This is a genomic window from Allobosea sp. GW823-FHT01F03 (assembly GCF_058798075.1).
In genome coordinates, this window is sequence record NZ_CM179505.1 from 3455377 (window position 1) to 3481131 (window position 25755).

The window sequence follows — 25755 nt, forward strand, 5'->3', positions numbered from 1 at the left end:
GCCGTATCTAACTAGGAATATTCTAAATGACTAACATCGCAATCAATGAATTCGACCGCAATCTCGTCGACCTGAACGGCAAGACTGTGCTGATCACCGGTGGCACGGGCTCGTTTGGCAAGCAATACACGCGCACCATCCTCGGAAATTGGGATCCGGCGCGGCTGATCATTTATTCGCGCGACGAGCTCAAGCAGTTCGAGATGCAGGGCGAGTTGCGCGCCAGCCTGCCAGAAGACAAGTTCCGCCGCCTGCGCTTCTTCATCGGCGACGTGCGCGATGGTCCGCGTCTGCGGATGGCGATGCGCGGCGTCGACTATGTCGTACATGCCGCGGCGCTGAAGCACGTGCCGATCGCCGAATACAATCCGATGGAGTGCATCAAGACTAATCTGCTCGGCGCAGAGAACGTCATCGAATCAGCGATTGCCGAGAACGTTCATAGCGTCGTCGCGTTGTCGACAGACAAGGCTTGCAACCCCGTCAATCTCTATGGCGCGACCAAGCTCGCTTCGGACAAGAGCTTCGTGGCCGCCAACAATCTCGTGGGCAAGGGCCGCACCCGTTTCGCCGTCGTGCGCTACGGCAACGTCACCGGCTCACGCGGCTCGGTCATTCCGTTCTTTCGCGCCCTCATCGCCCGCGGCGAGACGCTGCCGATAACCGATCCACGTATGACGCGTTTCTGGATCACGCTGCAGCAGGGCGTTAATTTCGTGCTGTCCAGCTTCACCATCATGCAGGGCGGCGAAATTTTCGTGCCCAAGATTCCAAGCATGAAGATTACCGATCTCGCAGTCGTGCTGGCGCCGCAATTGCAGACCAAGGTGATTGGCATTCGTCCAGGCGAGAAGCTTCACGAGATGATGATCTCCGAGGACGACGCTCACAATACCGCCGAACTCGACGACCGCTACGTGATCGAACCGGCCTTTGCCGAATATACGCGCCAGTCGCTGCTAGCCTCCGGGGTTGGCAGCCCCGTCGCCGACCGGTTCTCCTATTCGAGCGACCGCAATACGCAGTGGCTCGATGCGGACGCGATGATCGCGCTGCTGAAAGAGGCCGGGGTTTGAACGAGGCGGCGACGCGCCTTGCGCTGTTTCGCGCCGATGCAGGCCGGCGCATCGGCGCCGGTCATGTCATGCGTTCGCTGGCGCTCGCCGGCGAGTTGCGTGCGGCGGGGATCAAGAGCCTGTTCCTGTGCCGCGCCCATGACGGCCATCTTGGCACGACGATCACGGCGGCCGGGCATAGCCTGGACCTCGCCCCGGTCAATCCGGCGCTGACCGGGCACGAAAATTATGCAGGCTGGCTCGGCGGGTCGCTCGCTGACGAGATCGACTGGGCGCGCCGTTTGATCGTCACGCGCGGCGTGCGTCCTTTGCTGATCGTCGACCATTACGGCCTCGGGGCGGACTACGAACACGCGTTGCGCCAATCCTGCGCCGGAATAGTCTCCTTCGACGATCTCTGTGACCGACCGCGCGATTGCGACATCCTCGTCGACCATAACGTTGGGCACACGCCGGATCTTTTTGCAGGCCTCGCGCCCGGCGCCCTACTCCTCGTCGGTGCGGCCTATGCTCCTCTGCGGCCGGACTTCCACCGCGCCCGCCCCTCTGCATTGATGCGCCGGCGTGCGGAAGGGGCAACGCGCCGGCTCCTTGTCTCGGTCGGCGGCTTCGATCACCTCGACGTCACCTCACGCGTCCTCGCCGCGCTCGATCCGGCCGCGGGATTCGGTCTCAGCTGGGTCGAGCGAACGGATGTAGTTTTGGGCAGCGGCGCGCCGCAACTCGAGAAGGTGCGGTCCCTCGTAGAACGCGTTCCAGGCGCGCGATTGTATGTCGATGCACCGGACATGCCGGGCTTGCTCGCCGCCGCAGATCTGGCGATAGGCGGTTCCGGCGTCTCGGCAATCGAGCGCTGCGTCATGGGGCTGCCAACTCTGATCGTGGTGATGGCCGAGAATCAGGAGGGATCGGCGCGCCGCCTCGAAGGGCTCGGCGCGACCATTACCCTCGGCCACGGCGCGGAACTTGAGCCAGCCAGCATCGCTGCTGGCCTCGCTCGACTCGGCGCCGACCCGACGCTGCGTCGAGCGATGGTGGAAAGCGCCGCCGGCTTGTGTGACGGACTGGGATTGGCGCGCATCGCCGCGCCGGTAATCGCCCTCGCGCGGGGTGAACGTTCCCCGCTTCAGGAGAAAAAGACATGATGCTACCTTATGGCCGTCAGGTCATCGAAGACGACGATATTGCCGCCGTCACACGCGTATTGAAAGGCGATTACCTGACGACTGGGCCGGAGGCCCCGGCGCTGGAAGCGGAGTTTGCCGCCTATGTCAAGGCCCCATACTCCGTGGTCTGCTCCAACGGCACAGCGGCGCTTCACATCATCTGCCTCGCACTCGGTTTGAAGCCTGGCGACCAGGTGATCGTGCCATCGATCTCCTTCGTCGCCACCGCCAACGGACCGCGCTATTGCGGCGCCGACGTCATCTTCGCCGATGTAGACCCGCTCAGTGGGGCGGCGACGGCAGCGACGATCGAGGAGGCGGTTCGCCGCACCGATCCTGCACGACTGAAAGCCATCTTTGTCGTGCATTTGGGCGGCGGCGCGGTAGATCTCGAGGGGGTCGCTGCGGTTGCGCGCCAGCACGGCGTTCCGCTGATCGAGGACGCCTGCCACGCGGTCGGCACGACCTATCCGCGCGCTGACGGGAGCGAGGGGCGCGTCGGCGACTGCGAGCTGTCCACGATGGCCGCCTTCTCATTCCACCCGGTCAAGACCTTCACAACTGGTGAAGGCGGCGCTGTGACGACACGCGATCCTGCGCTGGCGAAATCACTGGCGCTGCTGCGCAATCACGGGCTGATGCGCGAGCCCTCCGACTGGGTTGATTCCTCGATCGGCCTCGACCCCGAGACGGGCACGCCCAATCCCTGGGTCTACGAACTGCAGACACTCGGCTACAACTATCGCCTCAATGACGTTCAGGCGGCGCTCGGGCGCAACCAACTCGCGAAGATGCCGCGTTTCGCCGCCACGCGTAAGGCGCTAGCGCGACGCTATCGCGAACGCTTTGCCAGCATGCCAGCGACAGTGCGCTTAGCGACCAGCTGTCTCGACGATCGCGCAGTCTTGCATTTGATGATCGGCCTGTTCGATTTCGCCACGCTTGGGCTCACCCGAGCCGGCGCGATGGCGAAGCTCCGCGAGAAGGGCGTGGGCACGCAGGTCCACTACATTCCGATCCACCGGCAGCCATACTACCGCGACCTGTCGCCCAATCTACTGCTGCGCGGCGCCGACGCCTATTATGACAAGTGCCTGTCGCTACCGCTCTACGCCTCGATGACTGAGGATGACGTCGATAGAGTGTGCGATGCAGTGATCGATTTGACCAGCTGAAGCGGAGTGCTCTGCCGTGACCAGCCCCACTGATCACTCCGCTTTATGCGACCATCCGCTCGACGGCTGGATGCGGCTGCTGACCACGGGGCAGGATCACGACGGCTTCAACGCCACGTTACTGCCGACGGAGGACGGGACACGCACGCTGCTCGTCTTCCGTAGCGCGCTGACCCATGCGGCCCGGCCCGGCGCAGAAATCAAGCTCATGGTCTCGGAGGATGAGTGCGCCTCCTTCTCGCACATGCGCTCTATCTACGCCTCGGCTGAGTGGGACACTCGCAATTTCGCCGGCGCGCCGATGGGGGCGGGCCGGCTCGGCCTCGTGGCAACGCGTTTCCGCGGAGCCGGCAAAACGCTGGAATTCGCTGCGCCGCTGTTCCTGTTCACCGACGACGACGGAGCGACTTGGCGCGCGCGCGATCTGCCCGCCCCCCCGACCAGCCCGGCGGTGAGCTTCCACGGCGACATCGTCCGCTGGCCCACCGCCGCGGGCGGCGACGATCAATGCGGTTTCGCCGCGTTCTCCTACAACCATTGGCGCAAGTCGATCGATGGCCTGTACACCCGCGACAACGGCGAAACCTGGAGCTGGCGAACCGATCTTTGCGTCAGCGACGGCCTGCTCGCCGATCATCTAACCGAATGCTGGACGGCCCCGGTCGGCCCGCAAGGTCCGTGGATCATGGCGATCCGCCCGACTACGTCGGGCCGGCGCGGCCCCCTCGTTCTGTACGTCTCGCACGACTTGAAAATGTGGGAGGGCCCACGAGACGGCGGCGTGATGCTGTCGGGCAATGCCCCGGCGTTGGTGATCGAACAAGACGAGGCGTTCCTCTACACTGTGTCCCGGCGCGGCGCCAAACGCGAGTTGCCCGTCGAGACGGGAGAATGGCGCGGCGACCGCTTGCTGCTGGCGCGCGCTCCCGCTGCGGCGCTCGCCGCCGGCGAGACGGATTTCGGCGCGCAGGGCGGCTGGCGCGACCTCGGCCCTCTCCCCGAACAGGCGGCCGGCTATATCTTCCCGCGCAAAATCCGTGGCCGCTGGTTCGCGGCCTTTAATTTCGGTGAAACTGGCAGAGTCGGCTCCAGCGAGGTTAAGCGCAGCTGGCTCGGCCTAATGACGCCCTATCGTCCCGTGCTGGTCGATGCGCCCGTGCTGCGCGCCGCGACGCCGCACGACAATCTGGTCGACAATGGCGATTTCGGCGTCTGGGCCCGCGGCGAGAGATGGGACGCGGTACGTCCGGGGCAGCCGCTCGCCGATCGGTGGCGCGCCGACCACCCGGCTGGCGATACGGTGTCAGCTGGGCGCATTGATGCACCCCATCCGGCCGGTGCGCCATGCAACTGGTTACGCAAGGCCTGCGCGGCGCCGCGCGGCACGCATGCAACGGTCCAGACCCTAGGCCCAGCCAACCTCGCCGCCGGCGCGCGCGTCACCGTCGCGCTCCGGGCGCGCGCGACCGGAGGCGGGCGGCTGGCCGGTGTGCGACTAGTGCAGGATTTCGGCGTCGGCGGCGCAGCGCCGGTTGTCGTCGCGCTCGGCGGCGTCACGGCGCTGAGCGAGCAGCCGCTGCTCTACACCTTCAGCAGCGCGCTGCCACCCGTCGACGGCATAACACTCGGCGCGGGCTCAGCGCTGCGGCTCGAACTGCTCGAGCGCGGCGCCGACGACGGCGAGGGATACGACATCGTCTACGGCGACGTGTCGCTGATCCTCTCGCCCGCAGCCGCGCTGGTGCGTCGCCCCAGCGCTGCCGACACGCGCGCCGCCTGCTGTGGGTGGTTCCGGCGCCTCGAGCTGCGCGCGTTGACGACAGGCGCCGGAGCGCGCGGCATGGCGCTGTTGCAGGCCTCGTTCGATCCGATGGCCCGCACGCCGCTGGCGCGACTGCTAGGCGTCGACGGCGTGCCGCTGGGTGACGCCTTCGCGCTTGCGCTGTCCGACAGCGAGGTGGCGTTCCTGGTCGGGCCTCGTCCGGTGGGCGAGCTCGTTGAGGCCAGGCTCGAACTCGATTCCGAATGGTGCATAACTCTGCCCACGACGACGGGGTGGCAGTGCGATCCCGCCGCACCCGATATCGCCGCTTCGGCGGAATTAGGGTTGGCTGCTCGGGCCGAGACGCTGGCTGCGTTGGGGCTGGAGTTGCCGATTGTTGAAGGACCGGGAAAAATCGCGCGGCTTCGTGAGCTGGTCGCGCTCGAGGGCGAATTGCGTGCCCTTGATCTGACGCGGCTGACGGATCGCGATGTGCAGTGGCGCCGCGTGTCTGAACGCCTCGCCCGGCTAGAGGGGATCTGATGGACCATCCTGCAAGGCGCACCTCGACACGCATCCGATCGCCTCGCACTGCGACCTTCATCGTACTCGCAGGCATGGCGGCTCTCGCCGCGCCGCAGACCACGCTCGCGCAAAGCGCGCCGAGCGCCATGACCAAAGCGATGGCGCCAGGAATCGACGGCGTCGAGCCGCTCACAGTGCTCCGGGACCGCTATTTGTTCGGCCCGATTCTCGTGCGCGGTGGCGGCGGGCGCATCCACATGCAGTTCTACCGCGGAGAGGATCATATGTGGAAAGGCCGCGCCAGCGTTGGCTACGCTTGGTCCGATGACGAGGGCGCGAGCTGGACCGTGGCGCCGGACGCGGTTTCCTCGGACAAGTCGCAGGTCTATGATCGCTTCGGCTCCTTCGGCCGCGCCCAGACGGGTAAACTCGTGACGCTGTTCTCGCGCCGGCCCGCGCCGGGCCAGAAGCCCGTCATCTACCAAACCGAGTCGGTTGACGAGGGCCGCACTTGGCGCGCTGCTCGTCCCGCCGAGGTTTCTGCGGGTGACGATGCGCCACTGAAAGCAGGCTGGCTTTACCCCTATGGCGCGATCAAGCGCGCGCCAGGCGGCGCGTTGGTCGTGATGGCCTACGCCGCCGAGGATAATTTTGTTCTTGTGAGCCGCGACCACGGCGTGAGCTGGACGCGCTATCTGGTGATCTCCTCGGCACGGCCGAACTATTCTGAAATGGGCGTGGAAGCACTGGACGAGAATCACTGGATCGCCGTCAGCCGCATCGACGGTCCCCTCAACCGGATGGCGCAGTTCGTTACGGCCGACGCTGGCCGCAGCTGGCGCCTTGAGGGTGAACTGAACCTGCCCGCGGCGAGCGACGTCAATGTCGCGCCGACCATCGACGTCTCTCCGATCGCCGGACGAAAGATGCTGCTGCTGGCCTATTGCGACCGCCGGCCGAAAGTTTGCTGGCTACGATCGGCCGTGCCCAGCGAGGTCGCAAACGATCCGCAGAAATGGGGCAAGTCGATGCTGTTCGACCAAGGCTTCTTCGGAAGGTCGGGCTACCAGAGCTTCGTCCCGAGCCGCGACGGCAGGCACCTGATCGGCGCGATCGTGCGCGAGCGCAGCGAGACGGTCTCGGAGATCATCACCTTCCGCACGCCGGATCTAACACCGCTCGGGCAGTGAATGGGCCGCTGAAGCGACCCATTCAGGCTTTCTCGGCGAGCAGCGAGATTGTCGGCAGGCTCTTTGTTGAACTAATCCCGGCGATGGTGATCTTGGCGAAGCCGGCCTCGCGCAGCAGGAAGAGCAAATCGTCCTTCTCTAGCCACAGCGCATGAGCCTCAGCGCCGCCCTGCCAGCGAACCGGCAGGCTGGCGGCGTAGTCTGCGCCGATCTGGTAGGCGCGCGCGCGCAGCAATAGGCGGTGGCCCGAAACCGTTGCCGCGACGTCGCTCTGCGGTTTGAAATGGCGGGCCTGCGTCGCGTCGGCGCCAATCACGCTCCAGTCGTAGAAATGCGTCCACAGATAGACCGCTCGCGTGCGCCGCCCTAGCCGGTCTAGGAAGGCGATCGGGTCCGTCAGATGGTAGAGCAGGCCAGAGGCCCAGATCATGTCGCAGACATCCTCGCCCGCACTGAGCCAAGCGACAGCGTCGCCAAGCGCGAAGCGCGCCTTCAGTCCGTACATCTCCTTCAGGCAGAGGCATTTGAGAAAATTGACCGAGTTCGCCTCAATCGATATGAGATTGTCGGCTCCGAGCCGCTCAAGCAGAAGTGTTTGGTAGCCCTCGAACGGGCCGAACTCGACGATGCGCTTGCCCGCCAGCCCACCCTGCAGGCGCGCCGCAGCCCAGCCCGGGCGGCGGTCGGCGAACAGGTCGGCCTCGCCACTGGCTACCCCTTCGGGCAGCTGTGCTCGCCAATGGCCGGCGAAAATGTCGGCAATGGTCTGCCGGTCCGGTGCGCGACGCTCGTAATAGGGATACAGGGCGCGCGGACTGTTCAAGGAGACGGCTCCTGCGCTGGCGCGAAGGCACGTCGCCCCTCCTCAAGTTCGGCATAGAGCGCCAGATAGCGCGCGGCCATAGTCGCAATGTCGTTTTCGACGCCCTCGCCCGCCTGCCAGGCGGCGACACGCCTGGCTTTCGTGGCGCGATCGGCCACGTCGTCGGCGAGCGCGAGCAACGCCTGATACAGCGCGTCGATATCGTTATGTGGCAGCAGCCAGCCCGCGCCGGTCGCGCGGAGCCGCTCGGCAACGGCACCGAAGTCGAAGGCGACGACCGGCAGGCCGATCGCCCACATCTCGGTCAGCGTGTGGCAGTATGTCTCCGACCAGAGCGAGAACACCGCACCAATCTGCGCGCCAATCCGCGCCGCCCGCCCGGCGAACTCGTCGCGCCGGTAGACGCCGTGGACGACGACGCCCGGAGCCTCAAGCGGCGGATGCACCTCGCCGAACAGGTGGAAGCGCAGCCGGCGGCCCTGATCCAGCGCAGCGAGTTCGGCGATGACGTCCCGCCCCTTGGCCGGCGACAGGTTGCCCGGCACGAGGATGTCGAGAACGCTTGCCGGTGCGGCGGCACGGGGCGGCTCGAATCTATCGAAGTCGCGTCCGTGCGGGATCACCTCGAAACGGCTCGCGGCGAGGGAGGGCAACGCGCCGATGAGAGTCGCCTTAGCGCTGGCGCTCGTCGTCACGAAGGCATCGCAGGCCGCCATTGCCTGTTCGAACCGCTCGCGCCAGACATGCACGAAGCGATGTTTCAGCGGCGGGGGCGCAGCGAGACGCCATAGATCGGGCGAGCAGTCGCCGGGCGTCGAGGAGCAAACGCCTCCGCACCATGTCGTCGTCTCGTCGATGAGCTTCACGGTTGGGCAGACGGCGTAGAAATCGTGGAAGGACATGAGAACCGGCAGCCCCATGGCACGGGCGACAGCCGGCAGATCGAGGCTCTGCAGCGCCAGATGGCGCACATGTACGCCCTCGATCGCATGATCGGCGAGCCAAGTCGCTAGTTGCGCGTCGTACTCGCGCGAGACGTGGCGGGCAAGGACGATCGGCTCGGCCAGCTCGCGGCGGGCGATGATCTCGTCGGCGCCGTTCGCCTCGAAATTCGGCCGCGACAAAGTCATCACTCGGGAATTACAGGTGAGTAGGAACGGCTCGCGCTGCGATCGAACTGCACGCATCAGGTCGCGATTGGTGAGCGGCATGCCGCCAGTCTCGCTCGAAACGACGTAAAGCATGCGCGGACGCGGGCGCGCCGGCGCGCTAACGAACGCGGCACGCAGTCGCCGCCGCGCTTCGGCGAAACGCGGCGAGGCGTGGAAATCAGCGACCAGCCCGGCGTAATGAGGATGACGCGCGTCGAGCGCGGCGCGACCCCGCTGCATCAACTCCGCTTTCTGTGCTCCGAAACTCGCCGAACGTTCGTGGTGAACTAGCGCGCGATCATCAACGAGATGGCGCCAGCCGCGCGCCAGGGCGCGCATGCACCAGTCGTTCTCCTCGCCGTAGCCGCGGGGAAACGCCGCTTCGTCGAACACGCCGATCGACTCGACCGCGGCACGGCGCAGATACATGCAGAAGCCGTTGCCAGTCACCACTTCCGGCCAGAACCGACCGGAGGTTTGCGCTACGAAACGTTGCAGATCCTCGAGGCGCCATCCCTCGGGGAGCGGGGTCGGTCGATCCGGCTCGGGCACGGTGAACGCGCCCGCATTGTCAGACACCGCAGTGACGCTCGCCACGTCCGGCGCACTCGCTGCCGCCTCGCGCATAAAATCGAGCCAGCGCGGGCCGACCACCGTATCCGAATTAAGCAGTACCACATCGGCCGGCGCGGAGAGAGCGATGGCGCGATTCACAGTGCGGGTGTAGCCGATATTCTTTGGATTATGCAGCACGGTGACGCCCGGGCGCCCGGCGTAGCGCGCCAGCATTGCGGCCACGGCTGGATCGGGGCTGGCGTCGTCGATCACGAGCAGACGCGCTGGCGCGCCGGTGAAAGCCAGAACCGATTCGAGGCAAGCTTGTGTCTCGACTGGAGCGCCGTAGACCGGAACGATAACGACGAGGTCCGCTGCAGGGTCGACCCGCTGCGCCGGGGCTTCACCGCGCCGCAAGGGCTCACCGTAGCGAGGCTCAAGCAGCGCGCGGGACTCGCGTAGCTGCGTATCGAAGGGACTCCCACGCAGTTCCTGATCGCCCGCGAGTACCCGCACCCGAACCGAATTATTGCCCGGCGGCAGCATGAACGAAAAGCCGCCGCCGACTATGTCAGGCGCGATCCGCTGCAAGTCGCCGCGCGGGAGGTCGGCGCGCAATCGCAGGTAGAAAACACCGTCAATCTCAACCTCGAGCGCGACCGGCCGGTTCGGCCGGCGCGGATCGAACGCCCAACCCGAAACCTGCGCTGGCCCCTTGTCCCCGATCGAGGAACGCAGCTGCGTCTCGTCCCGTGCCAGCTCGGCGAGGCGGCCGAGTTCGTCGACGGCGCCATCGAGGTTCGGGTCGAGCGCCAGCGCGGCGCGGAACGCGGCCACCGCTGAATTTTCCTGACCGGCAAGCTTCAGCGCGCGGCCGCGCTGGAGCTGGATGTCGGCGTCCTCCGGCCGCGCCTGAGCGGCCTCTTCGTAGGCACCGATGGCTTCGGCGTAACGTCCAGAATCCTTCAGCATGTTGCCGAGCTGGACACGCAGATCGACCCGACCGGGTGCCAGATCCAACGCCCGCCGGTAAGCCTGCGCCGCCTCGCCAAACCGGCCGGCGTCGCGCAACCGGTCAGCCTCCAGCGCAGCCTCCACTTCCGCCGCTCCGCCATCGCCAGCCGAGCGCTCGCGTGTCCGCAACCATCTTAACATAGTCGACCTCTTTCGGTGGACTTGGCGCGGATTGCGCGCGGCGGCAAGCAGAAAATTTCATTCCGATGAGCGGTGTAATACCCACGCCGTCATGATTGACCGAAATGGGCCCATTTTCTATTGCTGACGACTACAATGACGGAGCGCTGCACCGCAAGTCTACTCCATGCTTCATAGGCAGCGTCGAGGATATTTGCATAGGTACCGAAGGCGCGATTCGAAAGCCCGTTTGCGCGCACGTATTGCCTGGACTTACGCCGCAAAACTGGCGAGCCCCCTTCAAATGAAGGACAAGCATTTTATGGGCGAACCGCAGCACCGGGTCGGCCGCCCGAAAGCGAGGCCGGACACCAAAGCGATCTACTCCGCTATGAAGAGCACAAAGTAACACCGCATACCAGCAGTGCGCCGACCGATGCCCAAACGCCGACGGCAACGACCGTCTTCGCTGACAGCATCACTTCGCTCCCTTGATGGCGAGCCAGATTGCCGTGCAGATGCCGCCGAGCAGAACGGTGACGACCGCCTTGAGTCCGTGGCTGATCAGCGCTTCGCGCGTCTCACGCGCCGCGCGCATGGCAGAGAGATCTTTCCGGAAGGCCGGGATGTCATCGATCCCGACCTTGTCGAGGAAGCGTTGGATCCCCGCCTCGACCATATCTTCGACATCGGCCGCCTTAATAGCGTCATCACGGACTGCCCTCGCAGCTTCCAGCGCTGCGGCTGTGATTATTCGCTGGATGTCGGCAGACCACAGGACGGCATCGCCCGGGAGCATGGCTGGAGGCGTTCTATCGGGCATAAGCACAAGCTCCGGCTAGGAGGAGTGATCAGGGCTTCGCAGCGTCGACGAGCTTGGCGGCAGCCTGCAGCACGCCCGCCTTGGCCTCGACCTTCTCTGGCAGAGCAATCTCGTCGAGCCTGAAGGCCTTCACGGCATCGGCCGCGGCGCCAGCAAGATAGGAGACCGCTCTGCGCATGTCGCCGGTCGCCAGATAGATGCCCGCCGCATTCGTCAGCGCGGTCTGAAATGCGTCCCGGTGCCTGGCCTCGATGTCCAGCCGTAGTTGCGCGACGACGAACCGACCGAGCCAGCCAGCGAGTCCCAGCACGAACAGGATCACGAACTCGGTCAACAGCGGCCGGAATATCGTGAGCAGGCCTTCCTCAGCAGCGGCGGTCTGCGCCTCGGCCGAGACAGCAAGCGCCACGACGACGACGCAGGCGAACGCCAGCGCGCCCAAATAGGCGAACAGCTTCATGATGATCTCCATGGGGAGGTTGGTTAAGGCAGGCTTGACGCAGCGATGCTGCGCGATCAGCCTCAATGCGGGGCGGAGGTGCGTGGAATGTTGCGGGGCGTAACAACTTCAGACGTTTGGGGCGCCTGGATCAGGGCTGCGATCGTGGTGGGGCTGGGTGTAGTGGTCGCGCTGCCGATGCTTTGAGATCTGATCAGACCAGCCTTCCGAGCTCGTCCTTGCGGACGTCGAAGGACGGGCAGGCCTTGGCGGCATACTGGTTGTGACCAGTGATCTTGCGGATCGCCGGATAGCGCTGGATCAGCGCGCGGCAGAGGGCGAGCAGCGCAGCCTTCTGCGCAGGCGTGCGGGTGTCCTTCGGCGTCTTCCCATCGGCCCCGACGCCGCCGACATAGACGACGCCCAGCGTCCCGGAGTTGTGGCCGGCAACATGCGAGCCAACCTGCGATTCCGGCCGGCCGGGCGCGATCGTGCCGTCGAGCAGCACCACCCAGTGATAGCCGATGTCCCGCCAGCCCTGGCCGATGTGCCAGCCGCGGATGGTGTTGACGGACACCGGGCGCCCTTCCGGCGTTGCCGTGCAGTGGACGATGATCTCTTCGATGCGGCGCGTGGTCGGTTTGGGGAATGAGGGCAGCTTGACGGCGGGCGCGATCGGGGCCGGCTGGCGCTCCGCCACGGCGGCCTGCAGCGCCTTGATCGTCACGGCGTCGAGCCGGCCGGTGGCGGCAAGGCCTCTCGCGCGCTGGAAGGCCGCACAGGCAGTCTGAGACAGCCAACCCCAGACCCCGTCGTCGCCATTGCCGGACGGGCCGCCCCTACCGAGATTGTAGCCGAGCGCGATCAGCGCCCGCTGTGCGTCAGCGTTCGTCATCAGGTTGCTCCGAACAAAGAAAAACCCGCCGGTCATAGCGGGTTGGAGAGCGCTCTTGCGGTGAATGGACTTTCGCTTGCGCTGACCCCGCGTGCCTACGACAGGCGCAAGCCGGCAAGGAGACACCGTCTGGACTCGAAGGATCTGCCGCGCGAGAACTTGTTAGAAACGCGAGGGAGAGCCAATGTCTGAGCCAGTCGGGAAGTTGGGCGTCGTATTCAATCTGATTGAAGGTTCTGGCGTCACCCCGAAGGGGGATGTTTGTCTCGCATTTCGAGCATCCGATAAGCGGCTTTATCAGATCGATATCGCCCCCGGATGTGCCGCCTTGACGTTGGTAGCCTTGGGCGAGCGTCTAGGGCAGATTCGAGCCGAAGAAGTTCAACCGATCAGAATTACTCAGGCGCAGTCAGGTTACTTTAGCACCGGCGATCCGATGGTGGTGTTACGAACGGAAAGCGGAGGAGAATTTCCACTCGTTTTGCCTCCCCACGCCGTACGATCGCTCCTCGATATCCTGTCAGGATTGGTCCCAGAAAAAGAGGGCGACCTGAACTAACCCACCGCATTGAGGGATTGAAGCTGCTCTCGACGCTGATGTTTTGGTCCATTTTCATCGTCAGAACACCCGATAATGACCGGCGAGCTTGAGCGTGTGGGCTACACCACTGGTCAGGTTTCCCGCCCCGATCGGAGATGTCCCGACGCCGGCCGCGAGGCCGCGGATTTCAAGGTAGGTGTTGCCGTTTTGGGCTGTCGGGACAAGTTCGACCCGGCTGTTCCAGTTGCTGAAGGCTGAATTTGTCTCGATCAAGCCAACGACGTTCAGCGCCGTGGCTGACGCGAATGGCAGCCCACCAATGCGCAGATTGCCCGAGCCGGCCCCGATCGTAGGCGTGAATTCCAGATTGATTTCGACATAGGCCAGAGATCCGCGCAGCTCAAGACGCCCGGTCTGGACCGTATGAGCGAAAGAACTATCGCCCGGAGTTGCAAGAGACACAGTCGGCGTGAACGCCATCCGCTCCTCGAGTGACAAAATGAAATCCATATCCAGCCGGACATCATCGTCGACGAGGAAGGCGCCTGCGGTATTGTTGGATGACCGGCCAGAGATGCTAGACTTCCACGTCGCGAACGGCGTGCCCCCGTCGTTACGGCCCGTCACTTCGACGCCGTAGCCAGCATTGCTTTCAGAGACCAGCCCGGTGACCACGACACCGCGCCAGCTGGCGTTGCTTGGCGTCGCATCGTATTTCAGCCCTGCGCCGCCATTGAACCGCGTTACAACTGCGTTCAGCGTGATTTCTTCCGGCGAAGTCGAACCACCGCTTTGCACCACTACCCCAGCATCGCGCGACTTATGAGTGTCGACGCCGTTCGCAAAGACGCGCTGCGAGCGCTCAACCCAGAAGCCCAATTGACCCGAGTTGGCGAACGCATTGGCTCGGTTCATGAAACTGGTGATCTGGATGTGCTCCGAGTTCCTGATCGCGCACGCGACCTTGTTGCCATCCACATTCACCGCGGGGTTGTTGCCCCCGCCAGCAGACCAGTTCTCATAGCCTGGTGCTCCGAACCAATTGCCAGCGCCAACATCCTCGGTGTAGAGCCCGTTGATGCTGACCCGCTTAATTGCGAACGCATCGGCATCATCGCATTTGAAACCGCACCCGTAGGGTCGATAGATTTTAACATTGTTGAACGCGAGACGGTGGTTCGGGACGCTTGTCGCAGCAGCCTGCACCCCGACGCGGATACCGTGCTCCAAAACATCCGCCGCGAACCAGTTTGAGAATGAACTATCCGCGCACCCGGCCAGAACTAGCGAGTTCGCGCCAGGGGTCATGATGCCGCGGCCGAACACGTTAGGGGCGGAAGGTGCGCATCCGGTCGTGTAGCCCGCCAAAACGTGCAGATCTGTCGTGCCGTGGACGTACCCGCCCATCACGGTCTCAAGGTTTCGGATCGTGCCGATCAGCACGCCGCGGCTATCGATCACGGACCAGCCACGATCGAAGCGGAGCAAGCGCATGCGACCAATACGTGTGTTCTGACCAGTGATCAGCACCGCTCCGGAGATCAGATCCGTAGAGCCTGGTTCCGTCCGGTTGTTGTTGAGATCGACGCTCTCGACATTGATCATGCCGATGTCTGCGCCGTCCCCAACCTGCACGAGCTTGCGGATAGTATTGAGCCCGGCGACGAGCCGGACATCTAGGCGATTGACGCATGCGCCAGCCCCGAGTGCGAAGATCGGGGTCGCCCGGTCAGCGCCGACCGGCTGGAACGTCGGACGAAAGACCGCGCCATCCTCCGCTCGCAGAACAAGCCCGGCCCGCGTCGCGATCGGCGCGTTGAACTCGTAGCTCTTGGCAGGCGCCTGGATCTGCGCCTTCGTGAACGCGAACATCTCCGTGATGTCGGAGAACATTGCGGGCGTGATGGTGTCTTCTGCGTTCTCCCAGCGGCGAAGGTTGAAATTGGTCTGGAATTGGCCGGGCTGAAGCGGGCCGGTGTTGTCGACCTCAACGTGGAGTGCTGCGCCGACGCCGGCAATTTCACGGCCGCTTGTGAAAATCGACCCTAGGCTGCTCGCCACGGACGCTGAAGTTAAAGCTTGCCGTGTGGAGTAGACACTGTCCCTTATAGACCGCTCTGATGTGTCGACATACGCCCACCAGCCGCCGTTTGCGCTGTCGGACGAGCCATCTGGCAAATACCTGTCTACCGAGCGGTGTTTCGGCCCGCTCACCGGTTCCCTATCCACGCGCTTGCGGATATGTGCATCGCCGCCATCGCCGATTGGCGCATTGCCAATCTGAATGCTGCCGACGCTCGCCGGAATACTGGCTGCTTCTGCCTCAGCGGCAGTCCGAAAGTGCAGCAAACCACCGACAGCGAGGACATTCTTGATAGGCTGTCGGACATTGTCGCCGCCCGCCACGGCAACTGCGATCATCGTGTCGTAAGTAACGTCGTCATCGCCTGGGTCGATATTTGCGATGAGCATCTCCGGACCTTCGGGGCCGCGCATGTCAACCGCATCGACGATCGTGCCAGTCACCGCGCCTGCGGCGGTCTTGTACCCGACGTCCGGCTTGACACCTTCGCCGCCCGACCAATCATAGATCTCGACGACACGGCGAGAGCCATCCGATACGATCCGCTCTAAGGGATACCAGCCCGCAGCACCGCGGATCAGCCCCCTATCTGGCCAGCCCCCGGCGTTCTTCGGGCCGTAGAGCTTCTTGCCTGAGGTATCGATCCAGAAGTCACCGACACGGCCATCGGTGATCACGGGCGCGCGAGCCCCGGCCAGCACGGCGCGGCCATCGACGCCCATGCTCGGAACTTCGGTGTAGACGGGCGCAAAAGCGGCACGAGCCATATCAATCATCCTTCTGCGTGATGCCGCGCAGGACCGTCAGCGTGTGGGTGACGCTGCGCTCCCGGGCTTCGGTGGTTTTGTTGATGAGCAGGAAATCGAACTCGAAGCTTCGCGCCTGAAGGTCAGCGATCTCGGTCCAGGCGATATTCACCTCGACCCGGCGCGAGACGGGGTCGACGATGGTGACCCGACCGTTGAGCGTGCTCGCCTCGATTAGCGCCGCGTCGGCACCATCCGAACCGGTCAGCTTGATCTGCAGGTAGATATCGAAGTCGTCGGCCCGCCATTTGTCGGTGCGGCGGCCGAGCCAAAACGTTTCCCGCCAGCCCGTGCCGGCGCGGACAGAATAGCCTGCCATTGTTGCGTTCCTGATGTGGGAGTTAGAGCGTGCCGGCTGCGGTGAGATGCCAGCCGGTGCCGTCGTGGACGACGCGGCACCACGAATTGGTCGCGAGGCTTTTCAGACCGCCGACCGAGAGGTTGAAGGCGCCGGATCCGGTACGTGCGATCTCGAAAACGTCGCCGTTTTGACCCGACCCCAGCGTGATGGTGCGATCAGCCGTAAGCGTCCCTGTATGGCACTGGACCTCGGCGCTCGTGCCTGGCGTCAAGGTGAAGGCCGCGTCGGTGGTAACCGTCGCCTGCTTGCGATGCGCCTGAATATTGGTGCCGACGGCGAGCCCCAGCGTGGTCCGCATCGCGGCCGCATCAGAATCGTCCAGCAGGCTGCGGGCGGCTTCGGTCAGATCGAATGTCGCCGGCAGATGGGAGCCGGTAAAGTATAGGCCTTTGTTCGCGCCGGTGGTCAGAGCGGACAGTGCCGCCAGCAGCGTATGATAGGCTTGGACATTCGTTCCGATCGCGAGGCCGAGCGTGGCCCGCATGGTCCCGGCGTCAGGATCATCCATCAGAGTGCGCGCGAAAGCGGACGCATCGATGTTCAGCTGGCCGATGGTCCAGCTCGCGCCGACTGCCGCGTGATCGCCGGCGGCGCTGCTATCGACGTTGCAGATCAGAAAGTCGCCGGCCTCGACCGGCGCGCCAGAGGCACCACCGATTTTGCCGGCAACAGAGACTATGTAGACGTAGCCGGCATTGGCCGCCGGATAATTCGGGTTCGCCGAGCAGTCGATCGCGCCTTTGCGAACCAAGGCGTCAAAATGCTCGAAGAGGCTGTCGGCCTCCGCCTTGCTGTAGACGTCCAAATTGGCGCGGGTGGCGGCCTTGTCGGTGAAATCGGCCGACGTGAACTTCGCTGGGGCGGGGCTGGTCGTGCCGACGGGCGTAGCCTGTAGCGATGTGGCTCGCGCCTCGCCGCCGACGCGCAAACCTCCCTCAACGCGCCAAAATCCGTCGGCTGGATTGAACCCCCACTCCTTGAGCGTGTCGAACCCGCCTGCGCCATTTGTCGGCGCGATGGCAAAGCTGTCACCGTCTCCCTGCGCCCGCGCAGCCCCGCCGCCGAAGATGATGCCGCCGACCATTCTCAACAGCGCTTCGAACGTCTTTTCACCCGTGACGGTCTGTGTTGCGTCGCGAAGCATCACGTTGCCGGAGAGCCTGGCATCGCCGCCTCGGCTGCGCTGGGCTGATCGCCTATGCCGACGAGATCATGGCGCAGATGGATGCCGTCGATCGCAAAGCCATGGCGGTCTTCGCCTTCAACGACGCCGGCCTGATCGTTGCCGAGTATGCGGACTTCCTCGCGGGCTGGAACTTCGAGGATGAGATCAAGGGAGGCTGCGCCATCCCGTTTCGGGATGTCCTGCATGGCTCCCGCGACGGCATCCCATCGCCTCGCGCGGCGCGCCGTCTTCGCGGCGAGGGCTCGATCCGCCGCTACGTGAAGCTCTACTCCGATTGGGCCTGGCTGAAGGATGTGGTCGCCGGCGTGGCGCGACTACCTGTCCCAGCATCACGCGACCTGCCCGAAGCGTTCATCCACCGTGCGGAGGAGATGCAAGCTGCCCGCCGAGCGGCGCAGCGCGCTGCAGAAGAACGATTCAGGGCAGAGCACGCCGGCAAGCCCTACACCATCCTGAAGCCACAGGAGCGCCGTCGCCGGCAGTCTGTCGTGAAGAAGGCGGCCGTGATGGCAGCGGCGATGCTCGGCGCCAGCACGGTCAGCGCCTTCGCCCGCGGCGAGCCGGTTCATGTGGCCGGGCGCGATGTCGTTTTCGAATTTCGGTCAGCCTCGAGGCTCGATGTGCTCGGGCACGGCGGCGTCGATGTCGCGCTGCTGTCGAAGGAGGGCAAGCGACTCTCTCGCCTCTGCGTCTACCACGAGAAGACGCCGGCGCTCGACCAGCTCACGGCTTTTGCCCTGCGTATCGCCGCAGGCGATGAGCAGGAGATCATCAAGACTGGCAATCTGTTCGGCATCGAGGGTGCGGCAGCAGACCACCCTGCGCTGATGGAGCGGATCAGGGCGAAGGCCGAAGCGCCAGCTCCGCTTCGCGCGTGGCACCGCAACGAAGACGAGCTGTTTCGCACTCGCTGCGCGGCCTACTGCGCCGAGACATCCCCGATCTATCGCCGTGCCGTTGCCGAAGTGCTGTTCGGCCGCCGGTCCCACCATTTCGTCGGAGGGCAGGCTCGATGACGCGCTCGCCCTACCAGGACGCCTACGACCAAGTGATCCGGCTCATGGCCGAGACGCTGATGCTGCCGCCGGCGGTCGAGCCCTATCGCATGGCCGCCTGCGTCGATCGGTGGCGCGAGCAGCGGATCGCTGAGATCTGCATCAACGAGTTCGGAGACGAAGCGCGGGCTGAGGTCCGGGCGCGCCTCCAGAAGAATGCCGAGGGAGCGCAGCGTGTCGGACCGGGCGCGTTTGCTGGCGATCAGCGGGGCAATGATGTCTCGCGCTCCCTCGGCTTTCCCCTTGCCGGAGGCGCGGGGCTGGGCGGGACCGTGCTGGCTCAAACAGCTTCGATGACCGACCGCCGCGATGGCGGCTGCGTCTCTGGCAACCCTGATTCTGTTTCGGAGGAGGACGGCGCGTCGACCCGCGCCGATGCCGATCGACGGCGCTGCAATCGTGCGGCCCTCCTCCGCCCCGATACAGTGGAGGGGCGCCATGTCGCCTGATGCTCTCGCCTGCATCTTCGGTTCGGCGCCGATCCGCGATTGCGGCCGGCCGACAACCTTGGAGCCGGTACTGGCCTCTTCCTGGCCGCTGGCCGCCCTGTTCGCGACGATCGTCGGCCTCGCAGGCTACGCCTACCTGCGGTCGATCTACGGGCACGACATCGACTGGAACCAGGAGCCGGAACCCAAACCGCCGCTCCGTCCGGCTGAGGAGGCCACTCGCGACTATGGCCTTGGTGGCCAGCCATGAGCGGGCGCGCTGTCAGACCGCTGCGAATTGACGGTGATTTCGCCATCGTGCCGCTGACCCGCGGCTACGAAGCCATCATCGATGCTTCGGACGCTCACTTGGTCGAGCATACAAATTGGTCCGTGTGGGTCGGCTCGACCGTCGCCTACGCGATGACAAATACCATCAGACCTGGGGCTCGCTCTCCGGCCTACATGCATCGCGTGATCCTTGGTGCGCCCGCTGGGGTCGAAGTCGACCATCGAGACGGCAACGGGCTCGACAATCGTCGAAAGAACATCCGGCTAGCGTCTCATTCCGAGAACAACTGGAACAAGGGCACCCAGGCCAACAATAGATCTGGCCTGAAGGGAGTCTGGTTCCATGCCGCTAGCGGCAAATGGCGAGCTGCGATCCGAGCCTCAGGCCGAACAACAGACCTTGGCCTTCACTCGACCAAGGAAGACGCGCACGCCGCCTATACTCTAGCAGCCGTTCGGTTGCACGGGCCTTTTGCACGCTCAATTTGAGGAGGAATACCTTGAGAGTAGATCATGTTGTCAGCCTGAACAACCACCTCCTCGCGTCTGCCGAGAACATCGGCGAGGCCATCCGGGTCCGCGAGGAGGAGATCAAGGGCCTGCGCAAGCTGCAGGGCTTGCTTCTGACCGCGGCCGAGGTCGAAAGCCCGGCGCTCCCATCGTTCATCTCGTCGGCCGACGACGGCTTCCGGCGCGTCGCCGAAGCGGCGGAAGAGGCCGACCGTCGCAACGTCCGCCCGGTCATGCCGGCTCGCGTGGATGAGGCTGCGTGATGGACGTTCTGTCGCTCGAAGAACTGCTCGGCGGAGAGAAGCCCCGCAAGGCGCCGCCGGCGATGGCCGCCGAAGTGTTGGTCGGATACCCGCGACGTCCGGAACAAACTCGACATGTCGGGGGAGAAGCGGGTCGAGCTGCAGGAGCTGTTTGGGGCTCGCAAGACGGCGCTGGGGATCGCTTGATCATGGCGCCGCGCCCCGAGATCCTCGCCCGCTGGGACGGTCAATCGCTGAAGGCGGTGGGCTGGGCTGATCGAGATGCGATCTCCGCATTCCCGGCGGGGACCACCTTCGCGCTGCAGAAGTGGGAGGCCGGGGGCGGGCGGCGCGCGCATTCGTCAGCGTGTTCATCGAGATCGCCGCGGAGAATCTTCATCCAGTCCATGTCGGATCTGTTCGACCTCGAGGTGCCGCTCGAATGGTTCGCCGAGGCCTGGGCGAAGATCCTCCAGTGCGACCGGATCGACATCCAGATCGTCACGAAGCGCATCAGCGTGGTCGAGAAGCGCCTCGCCCCGATCGGCATCACGTCATGGCCGAAGCATGCGGGCCTCATCGTCACCGTGGTGAACCAAGCAGAATTTGATCGAGACGTGCCGCGGCTGCGCGCGATGCAGGCGAAGTTCGGCATTCCGTGGCTTGGCCTCTCCTGCGAGCCGCTTCTTGGGCCGATCGTCGGCGACTTCTCCGGACTCGACTGGATCATCGTCGGCGGCGAGAGCGGCAAGGACGCCCGCCACATGGAAGACGCCTGGGCCGAGAGCATCCAGGCTCAGTGCGCCGCGTCCGACACCGCCTTCTTCATGAAGCAGATGGGCGGCCCGGCGAAGGCGCGCATGCGGCCGATCCCGCAGCACCTGATGGTCCGCGAGATGCCGGTCCAGTGCGGAGGGCCATCTCATGGCTAACCGTCCTATCCCCTTCAGCGCGCCTATGGTCGCGGCCCTCCGCGCTGGCATGAAGACTCAGACGCGACGGGGGCTGGCACTCCCGACAAAAACTGAAGGCGGCTTCCCGATCTATGAGCGCCCCGACATGGGCGCGTGGGAGCCAACAACGGTTGGCGGCTCCGGCTCGACCCTGCGCGATGGGACGCCAGTACCAGAGAATGTCGCCATCTGGCATCGGACGACCGGCCTCTGCATGTCGATGCCGGCCCAACCGGGCGACCGCCTCTGGGTCCGCGAAAGCTATTTCCAGTTCGGCCACTGGGCGCCGGTCTCCGGCGCGAAGACGAAGGGCGGGCGGCAGAAATGGGCCTTCGTCGCTGACCGGCCGGAGATCCTGTTCGACGCGCCCGCCGAGTATCGGAAGGGCATGCACAGCGCCGCCCCCGCGACGCCCGCCTGGCACAAGCGGCTCGGCCGCTTCATGCCGCGCTCCGCCAGCAGGATGACGCTGCTCGTCACCGAGGTCCGGGTGCAGAGGCTGCAGGAGTGCAGCGAGGAGGACGCGACCGCCGAGGGGATCGTCTGTCGGAACGTCATCGTCGGCATGGCCTGCTATGGCGGCCCGCCGTGCGAGATAACAGCCGATCGCTACTTCTTCGACGGCTGCGACGATGAAGGCTTCGAGGACGCGGTCTCTGCCTATGCCGCGCTCTGGGACAGCATCAATGGCCCCGGCGCATGGGACGCCAACCCTTGGGTGGTCGCCTACTGGTTCAGCGTCGAGCGCCGGAACATCGACACGCCTGCGTGCCTCCCCGTCTGCGAGGAGGCCTGAGCCATGGCGCGCGCGCACCTCATTTCCGATCTGACGCCCGGACAGGTGGCGACGGCGCTCGGCTGGGAAAGCGCGAAGGCATTCCAGGAGAAGCTCGGCGAATATCTGAAGAGAGGGTTCCCAGCCCCGGACCCAATGACCGGCCGCTTCGATCCAGAAGCGGTCGAGAGGTGGCGCCGCGCGCGCTCGCCTCATCTCTTCCCCGAATTGACCACCGCCCCGACTGCGCGCAACGCTCAGGCGTTGGCGGCAGAGCGGAGACAGCGCAAATGGGGCACCGCGTGAAAATCCCTTATTCGCCCGTGAAGAACGGCAACCGATACTGGCAGCCGACGAAGCAGATGCAGGACAAAGGGTTCCTGCCGAAGCCGCTCGGCAAGGACGACGACCGAAGTCGGAAGGTCGCTCTCGGCCTCTATGAGCAGTGGCTGAAGGTACTCAACAACGAGGAGCCGGCGCCCGCAGCCGCCGATGCGACGCGAGAGATGGCCGAGGCCGCGCGCCGCTACCCGCCTGGCTCAATCGGCGAGTCCTTCCAGCGGTGGATCAAGACCGAGGAATGGAAGAACATGCCGCACAGCACCAGGACGAAGGTGCTGTGGCCGGCATGGTATCGCGTCCGAGACGCTTGGGGCACGGGCGACCCCGACACTATGACCTTCGAGCTCATGTCCGAATGGCGGGCCGAGCTCGTCGAGGAGCACGGCGTCGGGGTCGCGCACAAGACGATGAAGTTCTGGCGCAAGCTCTGGAAGATCATGCGCGCGCTCAAGACCGCCAAGGGCGACGACCCGTCGCTCGGCATGCGGAACAAGGCGCCGGCGCCGAGGTGGCAGACCTATACCGAGGGCGAGGCCGTCATCTTGGTGAAGCGAGCGATCCGCGCGAAGCAGCTCGAGCTCGCCTGCATGATTGCCATCACCTGGGACACCCTATTCTCCCCCGGCGATGTTCGGCTGTTGGCCGGCCGGCATGTCACCTACCGGGGCAAAACCGGCCAGCGCTCGCTGATCTTCGATCGGACAGAGGACGGGCGAATCAAGACCGGCAGGGCGGCTATCGGCACAGTCAGCCGCAGAACCCAGCGGCTATGCGAGGTCGTCTGGCGCGGCGTTGAACACCTCCCCGACGGCTACCTCTTTCGGAAGGAAGACGGGAAGCCCTTCAAGGACCACGAGCTTGCCAAAGCTTTTGCCGCGATCCGGGATGAGGGCGACAGCCGTCAGCTTAGGGACATGCGGCGCTCGGGGAGCGGCGAGGCGAACGCCAGTGGCGTGTCGAATCCCGGCCTGCTCTCAGCGAAGCTCGCCAACAGCATCCAGACATCGAATGCCCTCCACAAGACCTATGCTCCGGTCGACGTGGATGCGGTCATCGAGTTCGACAAGGCCCGTCTGGCGGGGCGTGCCAAGCGCCGCGCCGGGAACGAATAATGAAACTGAGTTGGAAAGCAGCACCCCGCTTCCAACTTTCCGAGGAGACTGAAGTGGCGAAAACCCCAGTAAAATATGGCGAGCCCGGCAGGATTCGAACCTGCGACCAGCAGCTTAGAAGGCTGCTGCTCTATCCAGCTGAGCTACGGGCCCGTAGCGATGCGACGGGCTGGCAGCCCCGCCGGAAGCGCGCGGCGTCAGTGCGTCCACTGCCCGACGCGGTTGAACTTGAAATTGTCCGAATAGGCCATCGGCCGCCGCTTCGGCTGATGCGGCTGCTCGAGCCGGTAGGGGATGCCGTTGCGCTGCGCATAGGCGACCGCCTCATCGGCGCTGTCGAACCAGAGCTTCAGCTGGCTCTTCATGTCGCTCGACGAGGTCCAGCCCATCAGCGGCTCGATCTCACGCGGGCGCTCCGGCTCGTATTCGAGGAGCCAACGGCCAGTCTTGGCCGTGCCCGATTGCATCGCCGTCCGAGCGGGGCAATAGATGCGCGCCGTCATGCTCTTCCTCGTCTTCGCCGCCTGCCGGCCGAGCCTTTTCGAGAATGGTCGGGGCACCAGGATTCGAACCTGGGACCCTCTGCTCCCAAAGCAGATGCGCTACCGGGCTGCGCTATACCCCGCCGTCTCGTAAGTGCATCTTATCACTCACAAATCGGGCGCGCCAGCCATTCCCAGAACCGGCGCGACGCGGAACGAGATAGCACCAAGGGAGACAGATGGGAACCGAAACTTCCCGCCGGGCTCCCGCAGCGGCTCCGCTGCCGCTCCACCGCGGTCCCCCACCCTTGTTGGAGCTCGCCGGCGGCACCTTCTCCTGCGCACGGAAGGCCGGAAGCCTCATCCCCCTGACCAGACATGGCGAGTTCATCGATCCCCCATTTGGGGGCTGAACGCCCGGCTGCGATCAGCCATCATCGGCACCGGCAGTCGAGGGGACCCAGATGAAGCAAAACAGGAAATCTCTATCGCGGATTCAGCAGATGCTGAGGACCAAGCGCCTCCTGGCGCAACGCAAGACCCGGAAGGCAGATGCCCGTGCCAGGCTCATACTGGTCGTCGACAATGCACGCGGCGGGCCTTTACTGTCGCCCCGCGGCTGAGGTCGCGACCTCCCGAGGACGGCCGCTCGCCTGCGGCCAGACCGCCCCCTCAGCAGCTTACGCGCCTTCCTGACGATCCGAATGGGCTCATGCGACGGTGACGAGGTCACGCGAGCGGCGCGACAACAGCTCGCAGCCCTGCGACGTCACCAGAACATTGTCGATGATGCGGGCTCCCAATCCTTCATCGCCGAGGAAGACCGGTGGCTCGACGCTGAGCACCATGCCGGCGCGCAAGACATGGCGGGCGCCACCGATCATGTGGACCGGCTCGCCCCAGCTCGGCGGGAAGCCCGGCGCCAGCCCGTATCCGGAGGTGTGCACGCGGCCATGTTCGAGCCCGGCGGCGGCGATCAGCTGTTTTGCCGCTTCATGGGGCGCCGTAGCCGGCGCACCGTCCCGGATCTCGGCGATACAGGCGTCGCAGGCCCGCCGCACGATCTCGTAGAGCTCACGCATGCGCGCCGTCGGCTGGCCGAGGCAGAACTGGCGGCCGATGGTCGCGGTATAGCGGCGCCATGTCGCGCCATATTCCACGCTGCCGAAATCACCGGACTGCAGCACCCGCTCGGTCGGGGCACCGTGGCTATAAGCCGAGCGCGCGCCCGAGACGAGATTGATCGGGCTGGCCGAAAGGCCGCTGCCGCGGGCCAGCAACGCGCCGTAGACGTCGCCGGCCACAGCCAGCTCACTGCGCCCCGGCCGCAGCCCGGCCGCGAACACCGCCATCGCCTCATCGGCGATCGCGCTCGCCCGGCGGATATAGGCGATCTCGGCCGGCGACTTCACCAGACTGAGATCATGGACGAGATCAGTCGTCTCGGCCGCCAGGCTGGAGCCGAGCAGTTCGCGCAGGCGGACATAGTGATGCGGGTGCAGATAATAGGCCGGCACTTCCATGCCGCAGCGCGCACGCAGCAGGCCAAGCTCGTCGGCAAGCCGCTCGAAGCGCGGAATCGCATCCTCGTTCTCGCCGCCGCCGAAGCTCTCGATCCGGTCGACCAGCGCCTCGTCCTGCAATTCGTTGCGCTCGCCCTCCCGCGCCATGATCGTCAGAGGGCCTGAGCCCGGCACCAGCAGGCACTGGAATTCCTGGTAGCTCTTGGCGTCCGAGCCAGTCAGCCAGCGGATCGAGACCGGGTGGAACAGGATCAGCCAGTCCAGCCCCCGCTCCGCCATCGCCCGGCCGACAGCCGCCCGGCGCGCCGCGAACTCCTCGCGCGAGAAATCATGCTTCGACATGCGCTTCCT

At 65.1% G+C, this 25755-nt stretch carries 25 protein-coding genes and 2 tRNA genes; 15 read left to right on the top strand and 12 right to left on the bottom strand.

The genetic code is table 11. The annotated features are described in order from the left end of the window. Nucleotides 1-26: 26 nt before the first annotated feature. The 5 genes from pseB to AC3RCC_RS16585 are packed head-to-tail and all read left to right on the top strand — an operon-like array spanning nt 27 to nt 6894. Complete coding sequence (gene pseB, locus AC3RCC_RS16565; RefSeq protein WP_492255952.1) at nt 27-1076, top strand: UDP-N-acetylglucosamine 4,6-dehydratase (inverting); 1050 nt, start codon at nt 27-29, stop codon at nt 1074-1076. Further along, nucleotides 1073-2221 carry a UDP-2,4-diacetamido-2,4,6-trideoxy-beta-L-altropyranose hydrolase gene (gene pseG / locus AC3RCC_RS16570; RefSeq protein WP_492255953.1) on the top strand — a complete coding sequence of 383 codons (1149 nt, stop codon included), beginning with the start codon at nt 1073-1075 and terminating at the stop codon, nt 2219-2221. Before pseB ends, pseG begins: the two co-directional genes overlap by 4 nt. Further along, nucleotides 2218-3417 (top strand): UDP-4-amino-4,6-dideoxy-N-acetyl-beta-L-altrosamine transaminase, encoded by a 1200-nt coding sequence (gene pseC / locus AC3RCC_RS16575; RefSeq protein ID WP_492255954.1) that lies wholly within the window; start codon nt 2218-2220, stop codon nt 3415-3417. The genes pseG and pseC overlap by 4 nt, the downstream gene beginning before the upstream one ends. A 16-nt stretch (nt 3418-3433) precedes the next feature. Continuing rightward, nucleotides 3434-5722: a sialidase family protein gene (locus AC3RCC_RS16580; RefSeq protein ID WP_492255955.1), complete on the top strand. Its 2289-nt coding sequence runs from the start codon at nt 3434-3436 to the stop codon at nt 5720-5722. Further along, complete coding sequence (locus tag AC3RCC_RS16585; RefSeq protein WP_492255956.1) at nt 5722-6894, top strand: sialidase family protein; 1173 nt, start codon at nt 5722-5724, stop codon at nt 6892-6894. Before AC3RCC_RS16580 ends, AC3RCC_RS16585 begins: the two co-directional genes overlap by 1 nt. Nucleotides 6895-6916: 22 nt before the next feature. Here the strand turns inward: AC3RCC_RS16585 and AC3RCC_RS16590 are convergent, their stop codons facing one another. From AC3RCC_RS16590 to AC3RCC_RS16610, 5 genes are all read right to left on the bottom strand, one after another. After that, the gene (locus AC3RCC_RS16590) at nt 6917-7717 is read right to left on the bottom strand and encodes a class I SAM-dependent methyltransferase (protein ID WP_492255957.1); all 801 of its coding nucleotides are present in this window, start codon (nt 7715-7717) and stop codon (nt 6917-6919) included. Next, a complete protein-coding gene (locus AC3RCC_RS16595) occupies nt 7714-10521 on the bottom strand; it encodes a glycosyltransferase (RefSeq protein ID WP_492255958.1) in 2808 nt (935 codons plus the stop codon). The genes AC3RCC_RS16590 and AC3RCC_RS16595 overlap by 4 nt, the downstream gene beginning before the upstream one ends. Nucleotides 10522-11035: 514 nt before the next feature. After that, nucleotides 11036-11356: a hypothetical protein gene (locus AC3RCC_RS16600; RefSeq protein WP_492255959.1), complete on the bottom strand. Its 321-nt coding sequence runs from the start codon at nt 11354-11356 to the stop codon at nt 11036-11038. Between the two features lie 52 nt (nt 11357-11408). Then, on the bottom strand, nt 11409-11840 hold the full coding sequence (locus AC3RCC_RS16605; protein WP_492255960.1) for a hypothetical protein: 432 nt from the start codon (nt 11838-11840) through the stop codon (nt 11409-11411). Nucleotides 11841-12033: 193 nt separating this feature from the next. Beyond that, nucleotides 12034-12714 carry an N-acetylmuramoyl-L-alanine amidase gene (locus AC3RCC_RS16610; RefSeq protein ID WP_492255961.1) on the bottom strand — a complete coding sequence of 227 codons (681 nt, stop codon included), beginning with the start codon at nt 12712-12714 and terminating at the stop codon, nt 12034-12036. A 184-nt stretch (nt 12715-12898) separates the two neighbouring features. On the opposite strand from AC3RCC_RS16610, the gene AC3RCC_RS16615 reads away from it, so the two are divergent. Further along, on the top strand, nt 12899-13273 hold the full coding sequence (locus AC3RCC_RS16615; RefSeq protein WP_492255962.1) for a hypothetical protein: 375 nt from the start codon (nt 12899-12901) through the stop codon (nt 13271-13273). Between the two features lie 60 nt (nt 13274-13333). Here AC3RCC_RS16615 and AC3RCC_RS16620 read toward each other — a convergent pair whose 3' ends face one another. Genes AC3RCC_RS16620 through AC3RCC_RS16630 form a run of 3 tightly spaced genes read right to left on the bottom strand, consistent with a single transcriptional unit; the run spans nt 13334 to nt 17649 of the window. Beyond that, on the bottom strand, nt 13334-16105 hold the full coding sequence (locus AC3RCC_RS16620; RefSeq protein WP_492255963.1) for a hypothetical protein: 2772 nt from the start codon (nt 16103-16105) through the stop codon (nt 13334-13336). A gap of 1 nt (nt 16106) precedes the next feature. Then, entirely contained in the window at nt 16107-16463 is a 357-nt protein-coding gene (locus AC3RCC_RS16625; protein WP_492255964.1) for a hypothetical protein, read from the bottom strand. A gap of 22 nt (nt 16464-16485) precedes the next feature. Then, complete coding sequence (locus AC3RCC_RS16630; protein ID WP_492255965.1) at nt 16486-17649, bottom strand: hypothetical protein; 1164 nt, start codon at nt 17647-17649, stop codon at nt 16486-16488. A 68-nt stretch (nt 17650-17717) separates the two neighbouring features. Between AC3RCC_RS16630 and AC3RCC_RS16635 the strand changes: the two genes are divergently transcribed. From AC3RCC_RS16635 to AC3RCC_RS16675, 9 genes are read left to right on the top strand one after another with little or no spacing between them, the layout of a single operon-like run. Next, complete coding sequence (locus tag AC3RCC_RS16635) at nt 17718-18707, top strand: hypothetical protein (protein WP_492255966.1); 990 nt, start codon at nt 17718-17720, stop codon at nt 18705-18707. Beyond that, nucleotides 18704-19195, top strand: a complete 492-nt coding sequence (locus AC3RCC_RS16640; protein ID WP_492255967.1) for a hypothetical protein — start codon at nt 18704-18706, stop codon at nt 19193-19195. The genes AC3RCC_RS16635 and AC3RCC_RS16640 overlap by 4 nt, the downstream gene beginning before the upstream one ends. Further along, the gene (locus AC3RCC_RS16645; protein WP_492255968.1) at nt 19185-19445 is read left to right on the top strand and encodes a hypothetical protein; all 261 of its coding nucleotides are present in this window, start codon (nt 19185-19187) and stop codon (nt 19443-19445) included. Before AC3RCC_RS16640 ends, AC3RCC_RS16645 begins: the two co-directional genes overlap by 11 nt. Further along, nucleotides 19442-19954: an HNH endonuclease gene (locus AC3RCC_RS16650; RefSeq protein WP_492255969.1), complete on the top strand. Its 513-nt coding sequence runs from the start codon at nt 19442-19444 to the stop codon at nt 19952-19954. Before AC3RCC_RS16645 ends, AC3RCC_RS16650 begins: the two co-directional genes overlap by 4 nt. Continuing rightward, nucleotides 19951-20238 (top strand): hypothetical protein, encoded by a 288-nt coding sequence (locus AC3RCC_RS16655; protein WP_492255970.1) that lies wholly within the window; start codon nt 19951-19953, stop codon nt 20236-20238. Before AC3RCC_RS16650 ends, AC3RCC_RS16655 begins: the two co-directional genes overlap by 4 nt. After that, on the top strand, nt 20238-21149 hold the full coding sequence (locus AC3RCC_RS16660) for a DUF5131 family protein (RefSeq protein ID WP_492255971.1): 912 nt from the start codon (nt 20238-20240) through the stop codon (nt 21147-21149). Before AC3RCC_RS16655 ends, AC3RCC_RS16660 begins: the two co-directional genes overlap by 1 nt. 25 nt (nt 21150-21174) lie before the next feature. Continuing rightward, nucleotides 21175-21966, top strand: coding sequence for a hypothetical protein (locus AC3RCC_RS16665; protein ID WP_492255972.1), 792 nt, complete (start codon nt 21175-21177; stop codon nt 21964-21966). 3 nt (nt 21967-21969) lie between these two features. Then, the gene (locus AC3RCC_RS16670; RefSeq protein ID WP_492255973.1) at nt 21970-22251 is read left to right on the top strand and encodes a hypothetical protein; all 282 of its coding nucleotides are present in this window, start codon (nt 21970-21972) and stop codon (nt 22249-22251) included. Then, nucleotides 22236-23399 (top strand): hypothetical protein, encoded by a 1164-nt coding sequence (locus AC3RCC_RS16675; RefSeq protein WP_492255974.1) that lies wholly within the window; start codon nt 22236-22238, stop codon nt 23397-23399. Before AC3RCC_RS16670 ends, AC3RCC_RS16675 begins: the two co-directional genes overlap by 16 nt. Nucleotides 23400-23475: 76 nt before the next feature. On the opposite strand, the gene AC3RCC_RS16680 is transcribed toward AC3RCC_RS16675, so the two are convergent. From AC3RCC_RS16680 to AC3RCC_RS16695, 4 genes are all read right to left on the bottom strand, one after another. Next, a tRNA-Arg gene (locus AC3RCC_RS16680) sits at nt 23476-23552 on the bottom strand. A 44-nt stretch (nt 23553-23596) separates the two neighbouring features. After that, nucleotides 23597-23902: an ETC complex I subunit gene (locus AC3RCC_RS16685; RefSeq protein WP_291637366.1), complete on the bottom strand. Its 306-nt coding sequence runs from the start codon at nt 23900-23902 to the stop codon at nt 23597-23599. A 45-nt stretch (nt 23903-23947) separates the two neighbouring features. Further along, nucleotides 23948-24024, bottom strand: a tRNA-Pro gene (locus AC3RCC_RS16690). A 567-nt stretch (nt 24025-24591) separates the two neighbouring features. Next, the gene (locus AC3RCC_RS16695) at nt 24592-25746 is read right to left on the bottom strand and encodes a M24 family metallopeptidase (protein WP_492255975.1); all 1155 of its coding nucleotides are present in this window, start codon (nt 25744-25746) and stop codon (nt 24592-24594) included. Nucleotides 25747-25755: the final 9 nt, after the last annotated feature.

Bases quoted from the DNA above. Each gene is read 5' to 3' on its own strand.
- pseB (WP_492255952.1), top strand. From the start codon at position 27: ATGACTAACATCGCAATCAATGAATTCGACCGCAATCTCGTCGACCTG.
- pseC (WP_492255954.1), top strand. From the start codon at position 2,218: ATGATGCTACCTTATGGCCGTCAGGTCATCGAAGACGACGATATTGCC.
- AC3RCC_RS16585 (WP_492255956.1), top strand. From the start codon at position 5,722: ATGGACCATCCTGCAAGGCGCACCTCGACACGCATCCGATCGCCTCGC.
- AC3RCC_RS16600 (WP_492255959.1), bottom strand. From the start codon at position 11,356: ATGCTCCCGGGCGATGCCGTCCTGTGGTCTGCCGACATCCAGCGAATA.
- AC3RCC_RS16605 (WP_492255960.1), bottom strand. From the start codon at position 11,840: ATGAAGCTGTTCGCCTATTTGGGCGCGCTGGCGTTCGCCTGCGTCGTC.
- AC3RCC_RS16610 (WP_492255961.1), bottom strand. From the start codon at position 12,714: ATGACGAACGCTGACGCACAGCGGGCGCTGATCGCGCTCGGCTACAAT.
- AC3RCC_RS16615 (WP_492255962.1), top strand. From the start codon at position 12,899: ATGTCTGAGCCAGTCGGGAAGTTGGGCGTCGTATTCAATCTGATTGAA.
- AC3RCC_RS16620 (WP_492255963.1), bottom strand. From the start codon at position 16,105: ATGGCTCGTGCCGCTTTTGCGCCCGTCTACACCGAAGTTCCGAGCATG.
- AC3RCC_RS16625 (WP_492255964.1), bottom strand. From the start codon at position 16,463: ATGGCAGGCTATTCTGTCCGCGCCGGCACGGGCTGGCGGGAAACGTTT.
- AC3RCC_RS16630 (WP_492255965.1), bottom strand. From the start codon at position 17,649: ATGCTTCGCGACGCAACACAGACCGTCACGGGTGAAAAGACGTTCGAA.
- AC3RCC_RS16635 (WP_492255966.1), top strand. From the start codon at position 17,718: ATGGCGCAGATGGATGCCGTCGATCGCAAAGCCATGGCGGTCTTCGCC.
- AC3RCC_RS16640 (WP_492255967.1), top strand. From the start codon at position 18,704: ATGACGCGCTCGCCCTACCAGGACGCCTACGACCAAGTGATCCGGCTC.
- AC3RCC_RS16645 (WP_492255968.1), top strand. From the start codon at position 19,185: ATGTCGCCTGATGCTCTCGCCTGCATCTTCGGTTCGGCGCCGATCCGC.
- AC3RCC_RS16650 (WP_492255969.1), top strand. From the start codon at position 19,442: ATGAGCGGGCGCGCTGTCAGACCGCTGCGAATTGACGGTGATTTCGCC.
- AC3RCC_RS16660 (WP_492255971.1), top strand. From the start codon at position 20,238: ATGGACGTTCTGTCGCTCGAAGAACTGCTCGGCGGAGAGAAGCCCCGC.
- AC3RCC_RS16665 (WP_492255972.1), top strand. From the start codon at position 21,175: ATGGTCGCGGCCCTCCGCGCTGGCATGAAGACTCAGACGCGACGGGGG.
- AC3RCC_RS16670 (WP_492255973.1), top strand. From the start codon at position 21,970: ATGGCGCGCGCGCACCTCATTTCCGATCTGACGCCCGGACAGGTGGCG.
- AC3RCC_RS16675 (WP_492255974.1), top strand. From the start codon at position 22,236: ATGGGGCACCGCGTGAAAATCCCTTATTCGCCCGTGAAGAACGGCAAC.
- AC3RCC_RS16685 (WP_291637366.1), bottom strand. From the start codon at position 23,902: ATGACGGCGCGCATCTATTGCCCCGCTCGGACGGCGATGCAATCGGGC.
- AC3RCC_RS16695 (WP_492255975.1), bottom strand. From the start codon at position 25,746: ATGTCGAAGCATGATTTCTCGCGCGAGGAGTTCGCGGCGCGCCGGGCG.